A 16,898-nucleotide genomic window follows, 5' to 3' on the forward strand; every position below is an offset into this window, starting at 1 on the left:
AATGCCCCTAACGACTTGAACCTGAACAGGATTTTCCCCGCGTCCTGACTTATCCCCGCCCTAGTCCGGCCGGACGATGATAGGGCCTCATGGGCGTGGCATGAGGGCAATGGGGCTCTCTGCCTCAAGGTTTGGAGACGGGAAGATGAGCAAGATCAGGTGCGCGATCATTGGTCCGGGCAATATCGGCACGGACCTCCTCTACAAGCTCCGGCGCAGCGATGTGCTCGAACCTGTCTGGATGGTCGGCGTCGATCCGACCTCGGAAGGGCTCGCGCGGGCCCGCGACATGGGCCTCAAGACGACGGATCAGGGTGTCGACGGATTGCTGCCGCATGTCGAGGCGGACGGCATCCAGATCGCCTTCGACGCGACCTCGGCTTACGTCCATGGCGAAAATTCGCGGAAGCTGACGGCGAAGGGCGTGCTGATGATCGACCTGACGCCCGCCGCCATCGGTCCCTATTGCGTGCCGCCGGTGAACCTGATGGCCCATGTCGGCAAGCGCGAAATGAATGTCAACATGGTGACCTGCGGCGGACAGGCGACGATCCCGATGGTCTATGCGGTGAGCCGCGTGCAGCCCGTCGCCTATGGCGAGATTGTCGCGACGGTGGCGTCGAAATCGGTCGGGCCCGGCACGCGCAAGAACATCGACGAGTTCACGCGCACGACGGCCGGCGCGGTCGAGAAGGTCGGCGGTGCGAAAGAGGGCAAGGCGATCATCATCATCAATCCGGCCGAGCCGCCGCTCATCATGCGCGACACAATCCACTGCCTGACGGAGGGCGAGCCGCATATCGATGCGATCACGGCGTCGGTCCACGACATGGTCGAGCAGGTGCAGAAATACGTGCCGGGTTATCGGCTGAAGAACGGACCTGTGTTCGACGGGAACCGCGTCTCGGTCTTCATGGAGGTCGAGGGGCTCGGCGACTACCTGCCGAAATACGCGGGCAATCTCGACATCATGACGGCGGCGGCGGCGCGCACGGCGGAAATGTTCGCGGATGAAATCCTGAGCGGCAAGCTGACGCTCGCCCCCGTTCCGGCTTGAGGAGGCGCGGCATGGACCTCAACGGGAAGAAGATCACCGTCCACGACATGACGTTGCGTGACGGGATGCATCCGAAGCGCCATCAGATTTCGCTCGACCAGATGATTGACATCGCCTGCGGCCTCGACGATGCGGGCGTGCCGCTGATCGAGGTCACGCATGGCGACGGACTCGGAGGCGCCTCGGTCAACTATGGGTTTCCAGCGCATACGGACGAACAATATCTCCGCGCCGTCATTCCGCATATGAAGCAGGCGAAGGTCTCGGCGCTGCTGCTGCCGGGCATCGGCACCGTCGATCACCTGCAGATGGCGCATGATTGCGGCGTCCACACGATCCGCGTCGCGACGCATTGCACGGAAGCGGATGTTTCCGAACAGCACATCGCCTATGCGCGCAAGCTCGATATGGACACGGTCGGCTTCCTGATGATGGCGCATATGGTGCCACCGGAGAAGCTGGTGGAGCAGGGGCTGCTCATGGAGAGCTACGGCGCCAACTGCATCTATGCGACGGACTCGGCGGGCTACATGCTGCCGGAAGACGTGACCGCGCGGATCGGCGCGCTGCGGGCCGCGCTGAAGCCCGAAACGGAGATCGGCTTTCACGGCCATCACAATCTCTCGATGGGCGTCGCGAACTCGCTGGCCGCGATCGAGGCAGGCGCGAACCGCATCGACGCCGCCGCCGCGGGCCTCGGCGCGGGCGCGGGCAACACGCCGATGGACGTTTTCGTTGCGGTCTGCCAGCGCATGGGCATAGAAACCGGCGTCGACGTCTTCCGGATTTCCGACGTTGCGGAGGACAAGGTCGTGCCGCTGATGGACAGCCCCATCCGCATCGACCGCGATGCGCTGACGCTCGGCTATGCCGGCGTCTATTCCTCCTTCCTGCTTTTCGCCAAGCGCGCGGAGGCGAAATACAAGGTGCCGGCGCGCGACATCTTGGTCGAACTCGGGCGACGCGGCACGGTCGGCGGGCAGGAAGACATGATCGAGGATCTGGCGCTCGACATGGCCCGCCAGCGCGGCCTTTCCAACTACTAGATCGGCAGCCGCAGCACGACGCTGAGGCCGCCGTCCGGCCTGTCGTCGAGCGCGATCGCGCCGTCGTGACGGCGCACGATGTCGGCGACGATGGCAAGCCCGAGGCCGAAGCCGCCCTGATCGAGATTGCGCGCCGTGTCGCGACGATAAAAGGGCTCGAGCACATGCTCGCGCTCTTCGGGCGGAATGCCGGGGCCGCGATCCTCGACGCGGATTTCGATGGCGCCATCCGATCGCGACAAGGTAACCAGCGCTTCGCCGCCATATTTCAACGCGTTGGAAATCAGATTGTTGATCGCGCGTCCGAAGGCGGCTTTGCGAACGGGTATCTCGACCGGTTCGGGCGGCACTCGTAATTCCACCTTTTCGTCGCTCGCCGTGAAGCCTTCCACGTGGCGGCGCAGCAAGGCGACAAGATCGACTTTGCGCCTCGGCTCGGCGTCGTGTTCGAGACGCGCGAGCGTCAGCGTATCGCTCACCAGCGCGCTCATGTCCTCGATGTCGCGGATCGCGCGCTCGCGCTGGTCGGAATCCGGGATCATTTCGGCGCGCAACCTGAGCCGCGTGAGATAGGTGCCGAGATCGTGACCGATAGCCGCGATCATGCGCGTGCGCCCGGCCACAAGATCACGGATGCGTGCCTGCATGCGGGCAATGGCGCCGATGAGCTGGCGCACTTCCTTCGCGCCTTCCTCCTTCATCACCGGCTCGTCGAGGCGGGCGCCGAACCGTTCGACCGCGTCGGCGAGTTTTTCGAGCGGTCTGATCTGGCGACGCAGCGCCCAGAGCGACAGCATCGCGATGAAAGCCGTCGCGAGCAGGACGCCAATGGCGATACGCAGACCGTTGAAGCGTTGTAGGAAGGGGTTATGTGCCTCGGCGACGAGAATTCGGCCATCGCGAAGCGTAATCACCAGCCGCACGGGATGCGGCGCCCAGAGCCCGTCGGGGCCGAGGCGGATGAACGCATCGGCAGAGCTTTCATTCTCGTCGAGATCGACCACGGCCTGAACCGGCCGTCCACCGAGAGCGGACAGATAGCGTTGCACGATCCAGGCGAGGCCCGGTAGTGAGACGCTTTCGTCGACGGGCGGCGGGGTCTCCTCGAGCGAGATTTTCAACGACGGGCCATTGAGTGCGCGCAGGACCAGCGGCAGATCTTCCGGTGGCGCACTCTCGACGAGCTCGACGAGAGCCGCGATCTGATCCGGCAGCGGCAGCCGGAAGCCGGATGCGTCGTTGGACTGCCGTTGGGCGATGAAGGCGAGAAAGACAGTGAGCAAGACCAGCCCGAGCGCGGCGGCCATGATAAGACAGATGCGAAGGGCGAGGCCGCGCATGTTCATCCCTTCTCGACGGGCACAGCCAGCATGTAGCCGGCGTTGCGGATGGTGCGGATGACGGCCGGCTGGGCGGGATCGGATTCGATCTTGCGGCGAAGGCGCGACAGCGCGACGTCGATCGAGCGGTCGAAGGCTTCCCAGTTGCGGCCCTTCAGCAGGTCCATCAACTGGTTGCGCGTGAGCACGCGCTGCGGATGATGGACCAGGACGTTCAGAAGATCGAAATCGCCCGTCGAGAGCTCGATCTCCTCTTCGCCGCGAAAAAGCCGCCGCGCGCCGAGATCGAAAAGAAAATTCGCAAAGCGCAGGCGACCCTCGCCGAACTCTGTCGAGGCGGCGGGCAGGGCGCGTCGGAGTACGGCGCGGACGCGGGCGAGCAGCTCGCGCGGATTGAAGGGCTTCGCCATATAGTCGTCGGCGCCGAGTTCGAGTCCGATAATCCGGTCTATGTCGTCGTTCTTGGCCGTCAGCATCAGGATCGGCAGCGTCGTCTTCATGCGCAGCCGGCGACAGATCGAGAGCCCGTCCTCGCCCGGCAGCATCAGGTCGAGAACGATGAAATCGATATGCCGGCTTGCCAGCACACGGTCCATCTCGACGCCCGAGCGCACCAGCACCGGTTCGAAGCCCTCGCGTGCGAGAAATTCGCTCAGCAGTGATCCGATTTCGCGGTCGTCCTCGACGATCAATATGGCGCTGCGCTCGCTCATGTCCTCATTTCTGCCTTGGCTCACACCCTTCTTCAAGCGCGGTTACGTGTTGTTACACGCCGTTACCTGACGAACATCGCCGGGACACAAGCGCACCCCATTCTGAACCTGCCGGCGCGAAAGGCCGACGCAATCGGGAGTTCGATTATGCATAAACAGTTTCTTGGTATGGCTTGCCTCTTTCTCGTCGCATCGTGGGTTGTCGCTCCCGAGGCCGGCGCCGTCGGAATGGGCGAAGGATTGAAAGAGCTCGACCTGAACGGCGACGGCGATGTCGGCAAGGACGAAGCTGCGCAGGCGTTGAAGTCGCGTTACGCCAGTATGGACGCCAACAAGGACGGCGTCGTGAACGAGCAGGAATTCGTCAACGACAACCTCGATCGGCTGAAGGCGCTCGATACAAACGGCGACGGCAAGATCACGCGCGAGGAAACCCGCGCTTCGCTCCGCGCGCGATTTGCCCGCTGAAACGCCTCCTGTTGGATGCCACCGCAAAAGGAGAGTTCGATGATGGTAAGGAAGCTGTTCACCGTGGCGACGAGCTTCGCCATGTTCGCGGCCTTCGCCGCAACGACCGTCCCGACCGAAGCATCGGCGGGTGCGCGTTCCCGCTCGGTTCAGATCGTCGGCCCGGGCGGGAATACCGGATTGCGCGAACGGAGTATTTCCCGCTCGCAGGGTGCGGCCTCGGCGTCGCGTACGGTCGAAGGCCGTCTGGGACATGGTTACACGACCAGCCGCCAGCATGAATGCGCCAACGGCACCTGCACGAACGAGAAATCCCTGACGACGAACTCCGGCAAGACCTGGACGGAGTCGGGCAGTCTTTCCGCCGGCAATGGTTCCGCGAATTCCTCGAAGTCCGTCACCGGCCCCAATGGCGGCACGGCGTCCCGCGAGGGGTCGGCGTCCTGGAATTCCGAAGGCGGCGAACGCTCCGTGACCAAGACCGGCCCCAACGGTGGATCGGTCGAACGCAACACGACGGTCACCCGTCCGTAAAGACGTCCGGTGGGACGGAAACATCCGTCCCGCCGATCCATCCATGGGGGCATGCACGACATGAGCGAACTTCTCTATCAGTTGCCTACGCGCTACCCGGGCCTCGGTCTCGTCTTTCTCCTTCTGATCGTCATCGAGTTCGCCTGGGTGAAGCTCAAGGGACATGACGGCTACGACCTGAAGGAAACGGGGACGACGATCGCCATCATGGCCGGGCAGGTTTTCGCGCGCGGACTGGCGGCGGCCGCGCTCGCGCCCGTCTATCTCTGGGCCTACCAGAACCGGTTGCTCGATTTGGATCTTCGCAGCGCCGCGGCGTTGGCGGCGCTCTTCCTTCTGTCGGAGTTCTCCTATTACTGGTTCCACCGCTTCAGCCACACGGTGCGCTGGATGTGGACCAATCACTCCGTCCATCACTCATCGACGAAATTGAATTTCACTGCCGCCGGGCGGCTCGGCTGGACCAATCTCTTCTCGGGCGGCTGGCTCTTTCTGGTGCCGCTCGCGTGGCTCGGCTTTCCGCCCGTCGCGGTACTCGGCATGTTCTCGGCGAACCTCGCCTATCAGTTCTTCCTGCATACCGAAATGTTCGGTCGGCTCGGCCCGCTCGAGTGGATCTTCAACACGCCGGCGCATCACCGTGTGCACCATGCGACCAACGAGGCCTGCCGGGACAGGAATTTCGGCGGTGTGCTGATCGTCTTCGACAGGCTCTTCGGTACGTTTGCCGAGGCGCCGGAAGGCGAGAAACTGAGCTACGGCCTCGCCGGCGTCGAGCCTTCCTACAATCCCTTCAAGATCGTCTTCGCGGAATGGATTGCGCTTTTTCGCAATCTCTTCCGGACACGTAGTCCGGGCGAGGCCTGGCAGGCCGTCTTCGGCCGCCCCTGAAGGCCCGCCCCGGCCAGAGCGCGCGGCGACTGCTCCCCCGGACGCCGCGCGCTCCCCTCTCTGTGGCGGGCATGCCACAGTTGCGAGCTATTCTCAAAATAACGGTTGCGCTCCCCGCCGCTACGCTATTAAGAATTACTCGCAGATTAAAACTCAGTAAGGGGGCTTTCATCCATGAACGAACTGCTACGTGCCGCGTCCGGGCTCACGCCCAGGGCGTCCTTCTCATGTGGCCTGTTGGCCAGTACGGCCATCGGCCTTTTCGTCGGCCTGACGCCCGTCCATGCGGCGGACGCGTCGGAAGGAGCGACGAAGGAAGGCACCGCCGAATTGCCGCCCATTTCGGTCGAGGGCCAAAATGAGCAGGGCTACAAGACGGACGCGGTCTCCTCGCAGAAGTTCACGGCGCCGATTCTCGACACGCCGAAATCGGTGACGGTCATCCCGCAGGAAGTGATCCAGCAGAGCGCCGCCACGACGCTGGTCGATGCGCTGCGTTTCACGCCGGGCATCACCATGGGCATGGGCGAGGGCGGCAATCCTTTCGGCGATCGTCCCTTTATTCGCGGCCTCGACAGCTCGGCCGGCATCACCGTCGACGGCATTCGCGACACGGGCTCGCAATCGCGCGAGACCTTCAACCTCGAACAGATCGAAGTCGTGAAGGGCCCGAGCGGCGCCTATGGCGGTCGCGGCACGGCGGGCGGCGGCATCAACCTCGTCTCGAAGACGCCGAAGGCGGAAGACTTCGTCGCGGGCAGCGTCACGCTCGGCACCGACCAGACGAAGCGCGTCACGGGCGATGTCAATTACGTGCTCGACGATGCGGTCGCGCTACGCCTCAACGCCATGTATCACGATGCCGACGTGGCGGGCCGCGACGATGTGGAGCTCAACCGTTGGGGCTTCGCGCCGTCATTGACCCTCGGTCTCGACAAGCCGACGCGCGCGACGATCAGCTACTACCATCTTCAGACCGACGATATCCCGGATTACGGCGTGCCGCTGAAGGTCGTCGAGGGAACGCCCGCCGACGTCGATCTCGACAATTTCTACGGTCTCGTCAATCGCGACTTCCGCAAGACGCAGGCCGACATCGGCACGTTGAAGCTCGAGCACGATTTCCGCGACACGTTGAATCTCAGCAACACCTCGCGCTACAGCCGGACGAAGAACGACTACATCGTCACCAATCCGGACGACAGCAAGGGCAACGTCGCCAACGGTTCCGTCTGGCGCGGCACCAAGAACCGCGATGCGACGACGGAGACGCTGTTCAACCAGACGGCGCTGACCGGCGAATTCCTGCTCGGAGGTTTCAAGAACAGTTTCTCGACGGGCGTCGAACTGAGCCGGGAAGAAGTCGTCAACAAGCCCTATGCCGTGGTGCAGGAGGCGGCGGCGCTCAGCGGCACGACCAACCTGAGCAACTGCTCGACCTATCCGGTGCTGTTCGACACGCATGATTGCACCAGTCTCAACAATCCGAATCCGAACGATTCCTGGAACGGAACCATCATGAAGACGGGGGCGGTGACAACCACCACAACCGACACTTGGTCGCTCTATGCTTTCGATACCATCGAGCTGTCGCCGCAATGGCAGATCAACCTCGGTCTGCGCTACGACGACTACGACTCGACTGCGGAGACGCCCGCTTACACCAACAATCTGACGGGCGTGGCGGTCGCCGCTGTCAATCTGGCCAACAAGTCGGATTTCCTGAGCTACCAGACAGGCGTGGTCTACAAGCCGGTGCCCAATGGCAGCATCTACATCAACTACGGAACGTCCAACAATCCACCCGGTACGTCGGGCGGCGACGGCGCCGAAAACCTCAGTGCAACCAACGCGCTGCTCGACCCGGAAGAGCTCACGAGCTACGAAATCGGTACCAAGTGGGACGTCTTCAACGAAAGGCTCTCTCTCACGGCCGCTATCTTCCGCACCGACAAGGACAAGACGCGCATCGAAGTATCGCCGGGCTATTTCGAGCAGGGCGGCAAGTCGCGAGTCGACGGCATCGAACTCACGGCGTCGGGCAAGATCACCGACAAGTGGGGCGTCTTCACCGGCTATACCTATCTGAAGCCGGAACTCAGGGACGACGGCATCGCGACCAATGACGGCAAGACACTGCCCAACACGCCGAAAAACAGCTTCAGCCTCTGGACGACCTATGAGGTGCTCGACGACGTGACGATCGGCGGCGGCTCCTACTTCGTCGGCAAGGTCTATGGCAACGTGGCGAACACGAAGTCGATCCCGTCATATTGGCGCTTCGACGCGATGGCCTCTTATCAGGTTACGCCGAATATCGGTCTGCAGCTCAATGTGCAGAACGTCTTCGACAAGCGTTACTTCGACCGTGTCTACACGACACACATGGCGACCGTCGCACCGGGACGCGTGGCGCTACTGTCGACGAACTTCAAGTTCTGAACGTCGAAACCGCCGCATGGCGAAATCGGCCCCGCCCGTATAAAACGGGCGGGGCTTCTACATTTTCCGGAGACGGCAATGCTTCTGTCCATTCCCGACGTTCTGAGCAAGACCGAGGTCGCCAGGTGCCGTGCGATCATGGACGCCGCCGAATGGGTCGACGGCAATGTGACGGCGGGCGCGCAGTCGGCACAGGCCAAGAACAACATGCAATTGCCGGAAGGCTCGCCCGCGGCGCGCCAGATCGGCGAGGCCATTCTCGACGCGTTGGGCCGGCATCCGCTCTTTCTCTCCGCCGCATTGCCGCACAAGATTTTTCCGCCGCTGTTCAATCGCTACGCGGGCGGGCAATCTTTCGGCACGCATGTCGACAACTCGATCCGGCATCTGCGTGGAACGGATTTCCGCGTCCGCAGCGATCTGTCGATGACGCTCTTTCTCTGCGAACCCGAGGATTACGACGGCGGAGAGCTCACGATCGAGGATACCTACGGCGTGCAGCAGGTGAAGCTCCCTGCCGGCCATGCGGTGCTCTATCCCTCGACGAGCCTTCACCATGTGACGCCGGTGACGCGCGGCGCCCGCGTCTGCTCCTTCTTCTGGATGCAAAGCATGGTGCGTGACGACGGTACGCGGCGTCTCCTCTTCCAGCTCGATCAGGCGATCCAGAAGCTCGTCGGCGAGCGCGGACAGAAGGACGCGGTCGTGGTCGAGCTCACGGGCGTCTATCACAATCTGCTGCGCCGCTGGGCGGAGATATGAAAAAGGCCCGGCATCGCTGCCGGGCCCCGTTTCCTATTCCCCCGGTGCGCCGGCGAGCCGCCGCGCTAGCGCCTTCCTGGCCCCGCGCCGCCGCCACCACATGATGACGCCTGTGACGGTGAGAACGGCGGGAACGATGCCGCCGACGAAGATCACGATCTGCCAGACGAGGCCCATATCGGTGCCGTCGTGCAACTGGCGCATCAGCCGCGAGAAGGCGTCGCCCGCGGCGGGTTGCGCGGCGGCGCGGTCCCTGCCGGCCTTTACCGCGCCCGTCGCGTCATCGACCATGATGTTGCGCGTCGCCTCGCCGTCCTTGATCTGCACACGCCAGGCCGGATTGGAACCGGCGGGGAAGGAGAGCGACAGGAGCTGCGTACCCGGATTGGCGGCAAGAACCGCCTCCGCCGCCGCGTCGGGAGAAAGCGCGGGCGTGATCGGCGTTCCCATGCCGCCAGGCCCGCCGGGACCCCGCTGCTGCTGCGGGCTCACCTCGGCGAAGAGGCCGACGACGGAGCGCGCGGTCTGCGGGAAGGAGATATAGGCACCGGTGAAGGAGAGGATCGCGAGCGGTACCGCGATCCAGAAGCCCAGCGTGAAATGAAGATTGGCGTTGGTGGTCGGCTGGCGCTTCCAGCGCAGGCCTTTGAGGAACTGTCCGTTGCGCGGCCACCAGAGATAGATGCCGGTGAGCGACGAAATAAGCATCGCCACGCCGAGCCAGCCGACGATCTGCCGCCCGACGCCCGGGATCATCAGGCTGCCGTGGAGGCGGTGCATGATCATCATGAAGGAGCCGCCCGCGTCGGCCACGTCGAGCACCCGGGCCGTCGGCGGATCGAGATAGACGGTCGTCATGGGCGGGAACCCGCCGCCTTGCGGGACACCTCGCGCCGACACTGTCACGGGCATGCCGGGCTCGGCCGGCAGGCGCAGCGTACTCGGCTTGAGCCCGGCCTTAAGCGCGCCTGTCGCGGCCGCGAGATAGGCCGAAGGGGCGAGGGTTTCCGCGCCCGAAACGGCGAAGCGGGCCGGGTGCATCAGCTTGTCGACGCCGTCATGCCAGACGAGAACGCTACCTGTGACGCTGAGCGGCAGAAGCAGAACGCCGAGCCCGACGCCGATCCAGAGATGGAAGGTGAACCAGAAATGGCGCAGACGCGCCGCGGATTTACTCATCTTGTTTGTCAGCCCCTCAGTCGAAAACGCGCCAACCTAGCTGGAATGCAGTTGCGTATCAATCTCAATAGCGCTATTCAGCCGCAGGTAGATTTTGCGACTTACTCGCAAATGCCCTGAGATTATGATACGAGAATGCTTCTTATTACCGTCGCTGGTATCCGGAATTTTTCCAGAATTCACCGGCTGGCGGCACGTCCGAGGAGAAGGGGTTGTGTTGAAGTCCGAAAAAGCCGGGATCGGCGGTCGCCTGCTGGTCACTCTCGCGCTTGGCATCTGCCTTGCGGGCGCATCCTCGCCGGCTCTGGCCGACGAAGGAATGCCGCCCGTTGCCGCATCCGAAGCGCCGACCGCCGCCGTACCGGCCGCGCCGGCTGAAGAGGGGCTCGCGCCCGCCGATGAGGCGCTCGACGATGCCGCCGTCGCCACCCTGCCGCAGGATCTCTCGCCCTGGGGCATGTTCCTCAATGCCGACATCGTCGTGAAGGCGGTGCTGATCGGTCTCGCCTTCGCCTCCGTGCTGACCTGGACCGTCTGGCTCGCGAAAACGCTTGAACTGATTGCCGCGCGCCGCCGTGCCACCATCGCACTCCGCGCCATTGCCTCGGTGCCGGGGCTCTCGGATACGGCCACCCGTGTCGCGGCCTCGGACGGCGCCGTTCATGCGCTGCTGCGCGCGGCCGAAACCGAGATGCGCCTGTCGGCGGAAGTCGCCGCGACCGAGAAGGACGGAATCAAGGAGCGCGTTGTCTCCCGTCTTGAGCGCATCGAGCATGCCGCCGGCCGCAAGATGTCGGCGGGCACCGGCGTTCTTGCGACCATCGGTGCGACCGCGCCCTTCGTCGGCCTCTTCGGCACCGTCTGGGGCATCATGAACAGCTTTATCGGCATCTCGCAGTCGCAGACGACCAATCTCGCCGTCGTCGCGCCCGGCATCGCGGAAGCGCTGCTCGCGACAGCGGTCGGCCTCGTCGCCGCTATCCCCGCCGTCGTCATCTACAATGTCTTTGCCCGCTCGATTGCCGGCTACCGCGCGCTGATCGCCGACGCCTCGGCCGAAGTTCTGCGGCTCGTCTCGCGCGATCTTGACCGTCCGGCGAGCGATACGCCGGCTTTGCTGCGCAAGGCGGCGGAGTAGGGCAATGGCCGTCAAGCTCGACCACGGCGACGATCTCGCCGAGAACCACGAGATCAACGTCACGCCTTTCATCGACGTGATGCTGGTGCTGCTCATCATCTTCATGGTGGCGGCGCCGCTGGCGACGGTGGATATCCCCGTCGACCTGCCGGCCGCCGCCGCGCGGCAGAACCCGCGCCCCGACAAGCCGGTGATCCTGACCGTGAAAGAGGATCTCTCGCTCGCGATCGGCAACGACATGATCGCGCGCGATGCGCTGCCGGCGGCACTCGAGCGCGCCTCTCACGGCGACAAGGAACAGCGCATTTTCCTGCGCGCCGACAAGACGGTCGACTACGGCGACCTGATGGAGGTCATGAACGGGCTGCGCAACGCGGGCTACCTCAAGGTCGCGCTGATCGGTCTCGAAACGCTTCCGACGCGATGAGCCCGAAATCATGAGCCCAAAATCATGAACATGGCTTCCCCGATCGAACCGATGGAAGTCTGGACCCTGCCGGACGCCTCGACGCGCCGGCGCTGGAGCGCGAGTTTCGCGGCTGTCGTCCTGCTCCATCTGGGTGTCGGTTTGGTGGTGATGTTCTGGCGCGTAACGCCGATGCCGGCGGCTGCGCCCGAGCCCGCCGTGCTTATCGACATGGCGCCGCCCGCACCGGTCCTGCAGCCTCCGCCGCCGCCCGCCTTGCGCGAACCCGTCATCAAACCGCTCGATCTGCCGGAGATCGAAAAGGCGGAAGTGGTGATCCAGAAGCGCAAACCGAAAAAAGAAGTGAAGCAGGAGGAGAAGAAACTCCCCGATCCGCCGCGACCGGTGACGGATTCGCGCGCGCCCGCCGCGGCGCCGCCAGCCGGCCCGACAGCCGCCGAGATTTCGGCGAGGCAGACCTATCTGAGCCTGCTCGCCTCGCATCTGGAACGCTTCAAGCGCTACCCTTATGCGGCGCGGCGTCGGCACCAGACGGGTACCGTCTATCTCAGCTTCTCGATGGACAGGCAGGGAAGGGTCATCGCCGCTGCGATCGACAGAAGTTCAGGCCACGAGGCGCTGGACGACGAGGTGATGGCGATGATCCGTCGCGCCGAGCCGCTGCCCCCTCCGCCGCCGGAGGTGCCGACCAGGCTCGTTGTCCCGATGAGCTTCACGCTGAAGTGAATTTAGCCGAAGCGGCCGGTCACGTAGTCGCGCGTCCGCTTCTGCACCGGATTGGTGAATATCTGCTCCGACGTCCCGTATTCGACGAGTTCGCCGAGGAACATGAAAGCCGTGAAATCGGCGGCGCGCGCGGCCTGCTGCATGTTATGCGTGACGATGACGATGCAATAGTCCTGACGCAGTTCCTCGATCAGCTCCTCGAGCTTGGCCGTCGAAATCGGATCGAGCGCGGAAGCGGGCTCGTCCATCAGCAGGATTTCTGGCTTTACCGCCACGGCGCGGGCAACGCAAAGCCGCTGTTGTTGCCCACCCGACAGTCCGGTGCCGAGCTGGTTGAGCTTGTCCTTGACCTCGTCCCAGAGCGCGGCGCGCGACAACGCCCAGTAGACGCGCTCGTCGAGATCTGCGCGGGAGAGTTTTTCATAGAGGCGGATGCCGAAGGCGACGTTCTCGTAGATCGACATCGGGAACGGCGTCGGCTTCTGGAACACCATGCCGATCTTGGAACGCAATTCGGTGAGGTCGCGCTGCGCGAGGATATTCTCTCCGTCCACCGTGATCTCGCCTTCCGCGCGCTGCCCCGGATACATCTCGTAGATGCGGTTCATGGCGCGCAGCAGGGTAGACTTGCCGCAGCCCGACGGTCCGATGAAGGCCGTCACGCGGCGGTCGTGGATCGAGATGTTGACGTCTTTCAGCGCCCGGAACTGGCCGTAATAGAAATTCAGGTTGCGAACGGCGATCTTCTCGGGCGGCAGCGGTCCGTCCTTCGGGTTCGGCGCGGTGATCGTGTGCATGACGGAGGGGGACGTCGCGATATCGCTGGTCATGAACGTGCCTTCTGCTTCGCCGAAAGACGGGCGACGATATTGAGAATGAGGACGGTACCGGTGATGAGGAGCGCACCGCCCCAGGCGAGTTCGCGCCAATCCTCATAGGGGCTCATCGCGAACTGAAAGATGACGACGGGCAGGTTGGCGAGCGGCGCGTTGAGATCGGTGCTCCAGAACTGGTTATTGAGCGACGTGAAGAGCAGCGGCGCCGTCTCGCCGCTGATGCGGGCGACCGCGAGAAGAACGCCTGTCAGAATGCCCTGGAAAGCGGCGCGATAGCTGATCTTGGTGATGATCATCCAGCGCGGCGTGCCGAGCGCGGCGCCCGCTTCGCGCAGTGCGTCGGGAATGAGCGACAGCATGTCCTCGGTCGTGCGCACGATGATTGGAATGGCGATGATGGCGAGCGCGATGACGCCGGCCCAGCCGGAAAAATGCCCCATGCCCATCACGACGATGCCGTAGACGAAGAGGCCGATGATGATCGACGGCGCGCTGAGCAGGATGTCGTTGATGAAGCGCACCACTTCGGCGAGCCGGCTGTGCCGGGCATATTCGGCGAGGAAGGTGCCCGCGAAGACGCCGATCGGCGTGGCGATGAGAATGCCGAGCCCGGTCATCATAAGGCTGCCGACAATGGCGTTCGCGAGTCCGCCTTCGCCGCCGGGCGGTGGCGTGCTTTCGAGAAAGAGCGACGGCTTGATGGCCTGAACGCCGTTCCACAGCAGCGTCGCCAGAATGGTTCCCAGCGTGAAGAGAACGAAACCGGTCATGACCAGCGAGATGCCGGTCACGATCTTGTCGTTCCTGTGGCGGCGTTTGACGACGGCGCGGTTCATGCGGCTTCCTTCAAGCAAGCGTCCCCTTGGTGTTGCGTAGCAACAGGCGCTTGCCTATCGCGAGCACGAAGAAGGTGAGCACGAAGAGGACGAGACCGAGCGCGACCAGAGAGGCGGTGTAGAGGTCGCCGTCCGCCTCGGTGAATTCATTGGCGAGGGCCGACGAAATCGTGGTGCCCGGCGCGAGCAGCGACGCGCTGAGCCGGTGCGCGTTCCCGATCACGAAGGTAACGGCCATGGTCTCGCCGAGCGCCCGGCCGAGACCGAGCATGACGCCGCCGACGACGCCGGTACGGCAATAGGGGAGCACGACGCGCCATGCGACTTCCCAGCGCGTGGCGCCGAGGCCATAGGCGGATTCGCGCAAGACCGGCGGAACGCTGAGAAACACCTCGCGCATCACGGCGGTGATGAAGGGCAGCACCATGAGGCCGAGGATCAGACCCGCAAGCAGGATGCCGATGCCGATGGGCGGGCCCTGGAACAACACGCCGACGAACGGCACGTCGCCGAGCGTCGCGATCAGGAAGGGCTCGACATAATGCTGAAAAAGGGGCGCGAGCACGAACAGGCCCCAGATGCCGTAGATGATGCTCGGCACGGCGGCCAGAAGCTCGATCGCGATGGCGATGGGCTGGCGGATCTTGTGCGGGCAGATTTCGGTGAGGAAGAAGGCGAGGCCGAAGCTGAAGGGAACGCCGATCAGCATGGCAATGATTGACGTGACGATGGTGCCGACCAGCGGCACGAGCGCGCCGAAATTCTCGGTGACGGGGTTCCAACTCGCGGTCCAGACGAACGCCGGTCCGAAGGCGCGCAGCGCCGGCCATGAACCTTCGAGCAGGATGGCGATGACACCGCCCAGAATGAGCAATACCAGGATCGTGAAGGAAAGGGTCAGGATACGGAATATAGGGTCGCCGAACCGCATGCCGAACCGGTTTCGTCTGTCCTGCACACTCTTCTCCCGGTCGGCCGTGGCGGTTTCCAGCATGGTCTTCAGTCCCAGTCGGGAAGTGGGAGGGAGCTTCGCGCTCCCTCCGCCGTCTTCAAGGTCGGAGCCGGGCTCCGCGATTAGAGAACGGGCTTGCCGCTGCTGTCCTTGACGTCGGACCAGCTCTTCTTGACCAGCGCGACGACGCTGTCCGGCATCGGAACATAGACGAGGTCCTCGGCCATCTTGCCGCCTTTGTCGTAGGCCCAGCCGAAGAAGTCGAGCACCTGCTTGGCACGCTCGGGCTTGTCCTGCGTCTTGTAGACCAGGATGAAGGTCGCCGCCGTCATCGGCCAGCTCTTGGCGCCGGGCTGATTGGCGAGGATCACGCCGTAGCCGGGTGCGCTCGACCAGTCGGCGTTCGCCGCCGCGGCCTGAATGCTCTCGAGGCTCGGCGCAACCGTCTTGCCGTCCTTGTTGACCATGTCGGTGTAGGTCAGCTTGTTCTGAAGCGCATAGGCATATTCGACATAGCCGATCGCGCCTTGCGTCTGGCCGACCAGCGCCGACACACCTTCATTGCCCTTGCCGCCAAGGCCGACCGGCCATTCGAGGGACGTGGCGACACCGACGCTCGACCAGTTGCTGTCGACCGCGTTGAGGTAATAGGCGAAGTTGAACGTCGTGCCCGACCCGTCCGAACGATGAACGACGGCGATGGAGCTGTCCGGCAGCTTCACGCCCTTGTTGAGAGCGGCGATCTGCGGATCGTTCCACTTCTTGATGTTGCCGAGATAGATTTCGGCGAGCGTCTTGCCGTCGAGTTTCATCGCGCCCGGCTTCACGCCCGGCAGATTGACGACGGGGACAATCGCGCCCATGACCATCGGAAACTGCGCGAGCCCGATGCTGTCGAGATCCGCTCCCTTCATCGGCGCGTCCGATGCGCCGAAGTCGACGGTCTTGGCCTTGATCTGCTTGATGCCGCCGCCCGAGCCGATCGACTGATAATTGAGACCGATACCGGTCTCCTTCTTGTAGGCGTCGGCCCATTTCGCATAGATCGGATAGGGAAAAGTGGCGCCGGCGCCCGAGATGTCGGCGGCCTGCGCGGCCGTTGCGATGACCAGGGCGGAAATGGCAAGGACTCCCGCTCGGCTAAATTTTCCGAAAGATTTCAACATGATGGCATGCTCCTGAGTCTAGCCGGCGGTGCAGTCGCCCCCTGACTACGACGTTTCAGTGACAGTTTTATGACGTGTGAGTGTAGTTGATGCCGAAGATGCGGCCCGAACCCGCCAAAGCTAGGGTCGAAGCCGCACCGGTTCGCCAACCTTTTCAGGCCGTCTGCGGAGGCCCGATGCTGAACGGGAGGAGATAGCGGCTGGCGTCGGGCAGGCGGGAAATAGCGAAATTGCTCGCCCGAGCCAGGCCCGAAGGAAGGGGCAGGCTGCCCACATCCGTTTCAGCGGCGATGGCCGGTGGCGTCGCTCCGAGAGGAACACCGGTCCGATTGTGATCGGTGGTCTGAAGCTGCGCGACCTTGATCGTGTCCTCGGCGCTCCGCCA

Annotated in this window: 18 protein-coding genes; 10 read left to right on the plus strand and 8 right to left on the minus strand. The window is 63.8% G+C overall.

The features are described 5' to 3' along the window. The first annotated feature begins 145 nt into the window (after positions 1 to 145). The gene (locus VMR03_RS09955; protein WP_325404731.1) at positions 146 to 1,057 is read left to right on the plus strand and encodes an acetaldehyde dehydrogenase (acetylating); all 912 of its coding nucleotides are present in this window, start codon (positions 146 to 148) and stop codon (positions 1,055 to 1,057) included. A gap of 11 nt (positions 1,058 to 1,068) precedes the next feature. Beyond that, positions 1,069 to 2,103, plus strand: coding sequence for a 4-hydroxy-2-oxovalerate aldolase (gene dmpG / locus VMR03_RS09960; protein ID WP_325404733.1), 1,035 nt, complete (start codon positions 1,069 to 1,071; stop codon positions 2,101 to 2,103). Here dmpG and VMR03_RS09965 read toward each other — a convergent pair. After that, complete coding sequence (locus VMR03_RS09965; protein WP_325404735.1) at positions 2,100 to 3,443, minus strand: ATP-binding protein; 1,344 nt, start codon at positions 3,441 to 3,443, stop codon at positions 2,100 to 2,102. The two genes, dmpG and VMR03_RS09965, sit on opposite strands and share 4 nt — an antisense overlap. A gap of 2 nt (positions 3,444 to 3,445) precedes the next feature. After that, a complete protein-coding gene (locus VMR03_RS09970; RefSeq protein ID WP_325404737.1) occupies positions 3,446 to 4,156 on the minus strand; it encodes a response regulator in 711 nt (236 codons plus the stop codon). 147 nt (positions 4,157 to 4,303) lie between these two features. On the opposite strand from VMR03_RS09970, the gene VMR03_RS09975 reads away from it, so the two are divergent. From VMR03_RS09975 to VMR03_RS09995, 5 genes are all read left to right on the plus strand, one after another. After that, positions 4,304 to 4,624, plus strand: a complete 321-nt coding sequence (locus tag VMR03_RS09975) for an EF-hand domain-containing protein (RefSeq protein ID WP_325404739.1) — start codon at positions 4,304 to 4,306, stop codon at positions 4,622 to 4,624. Between the two features lie 39 nt (positions 4,625 to 4,663). Then, the gene (locus tag VMR03_RS09980) at positions 4,664 to 5,158 is read left to right on the plus strand and encodes a hypothetical protein (protein ID WP_325404741.1); all 495 of its coding nucleotides are present in this window, start codon (positions 4,664 to 4,666) and stop codon (positions 5,156 to 5,158) included. Between the two features lie 60 nt (positions 5,159 to 5,218). Beyond that, a complete protein-coding gene (locus VMR03_RS09985; protein ID WP_325404743.1) occupies positions 5,219 to 6,049 on the plus strand; it encodes a sterol desaturase family protein in 831 nt (276 codons plus the stop codon). 237 nt (positions 6,050 to 6,286) lie between these two features. Then, a complete protein-coding gene (locus VMR03_RS09990; protein WP_325404745.1) occupies positions 6,287 to 8,491 on the plus strand; it encodes a TonB-dependent siderophore receptor in 2,205 nt (734 codons plus the stop codon). Positions 8,492 to 8,569: 78 nt separating this feature from the next. Beyond that, complete coding sequence (locus VMR03_RS09995; RefSeq protein WP_325404747.1) at positions 8,570 to 9,253, plus strand: Fe2+-dependent dioxygenase; 684 nt, start codon at positions 8,570 to 8,572, stop codon at positions 9,251 to 9,253. Between the two features lie 33 nt (positions 9,254 to 9,286). Here VMR03_RS09995 and VMR03_RS10000 read toward each other — a convergent pair whose 3' ends face one another. Next, positions 9,287 to 10,432 carry a PepSY-associated TM helix domain-containing protein gene (locus tag VMR03_RS10000; RefSeq protein WP_325404748.1) on the minus strand — a complete coding sequence of 382 codons (1,146 nt, stop codon included), beginning with the start codon at positions 10,430 to 10,432 and terminating at the stop codon, positions 9,287 to 9,289. Positions 10,433 to 10,646: 214 nt separating this feature from the next. On the opposite strand from VMR03_RS10000, the gene exbB reads away from it, so the two are divergent. Genes exbB through VMR03_RS10015 form a run of 3 tightly spaced genes read left to right on the plus strand, consistent with a single transcriptional unit; the run spans position 10,647 to position 12,723 of the window. Beyond that, positions 10,647 to 11,570, plus strand: a complete 924-nt coding sequence (gene exbB, locus VMR03_RS10005) for a tonB-system energizer ExbB (protein WP_325404750.1) — start codon at positions 10,647 to 10,649, stop codon at positions 11,568 to 11,570. Between the two features lie 4 nt (positions 11,571 to 11,574). Then, positions 11,575 to 11,997 (plus strand): TonB system transport protein ExbD, encoded by a 423-nt coding sequence (gene exbD / locus VMR03_RS10010; protein ID WP_325404752.1) that lies wholly within the window; start codon positions 11,575 to 11,577, stop codon positions 11,995 to 11,997. A gap of 24 nt (positions 11,998 to 12,021) precedes the next feature. Then, positions 12,022 to 12,723, plus strand: coding sequence for a TonB family protein (locus tag VMR03_RS10015; RefSeq protein WP_325404754.1), 702 nt, complete (start codon positions 12,022 to 12,024; stop codon positions 12,721 to 12,723). Between the two features lie 2 nt (positions 12,724 to 12,725). Here the strand turns inward: VMR03_RS10015 and pstB are convergent, their stop codons facing one another. The 5 genes from pstB to VMR03_RS10040 form a co-directional block, all read right to left on the minus strand. Beyond that, positions 12,726 to 13,520 (minus strand): phosphate ABC transporter ATP-binding protein PstB, encoded by a 795-nt coding sequence (gene pstB / locus VMR03_RS10020; protein ID WP_325404762.1) that lies wholly within the window; start codon positions 13,518 to 13,520, stop codon positions 12,726 to 12,728. 29 nt (positions 13,521 to 13,549) lie between these two features. Next, on the minus strand, positions 13,550 to 14,395 hold the full coding sequence (pstA, locus tag VMR03_RS10025) for a phosphate ABC transporter permease PstA (protein ID WP_325404756.1): 846 nt from the start codon (positions 14,393 to 14,395) through the stop codon (positions 13,550 to 13,552). A gap of 10 nt (positions 14,396 to 14,405) precedes the next feature. Beyond that, on the minus strand, positions 14,406 to 15,389 hold the full coding sequence (gene pstC / locus VMR03_RS10030; protein WP_414693169.1) for a phosphate ABC transporter permease subunit PstC: 984 nt from the start codon (positions 15,387 to 15,389) through the stop codon (positions 14,406 to 14,408). A gap of 80 nt (positions 15,390 to 15,469) precedes the next feature. Continuing rightward, positions 15,470 to 16,513, minus strand: coding sequence for a phosphate ABC transporter substrate-binding protein PstS (gene pstS, locus VMR03_RS10035; protein WP_325404758.1), 1,044 nt, complete (start codon positions 16,511 to 16,513; stop codon positions 15,470 to 15,472). A gap of 154 nt (positions 16,514 to 16,667) precedes the next feature. Then, positions 16,668 to 16,898: hypothetical protein (locus tag VMR03_RS10040; RefSeq protein WP_325404760.1), on the minus strand; the 231-nt coding region annotated here is incomplete at its 5' end.

It is taken from the genome of Parvibaculum sp. (assembly GCF_035511255.1).
Lineage (GTDB): Bacteria > Pseudomonadota > Alphaproteobacteria > Parvibaculales > Parvibaculaceae > Parvibaculum.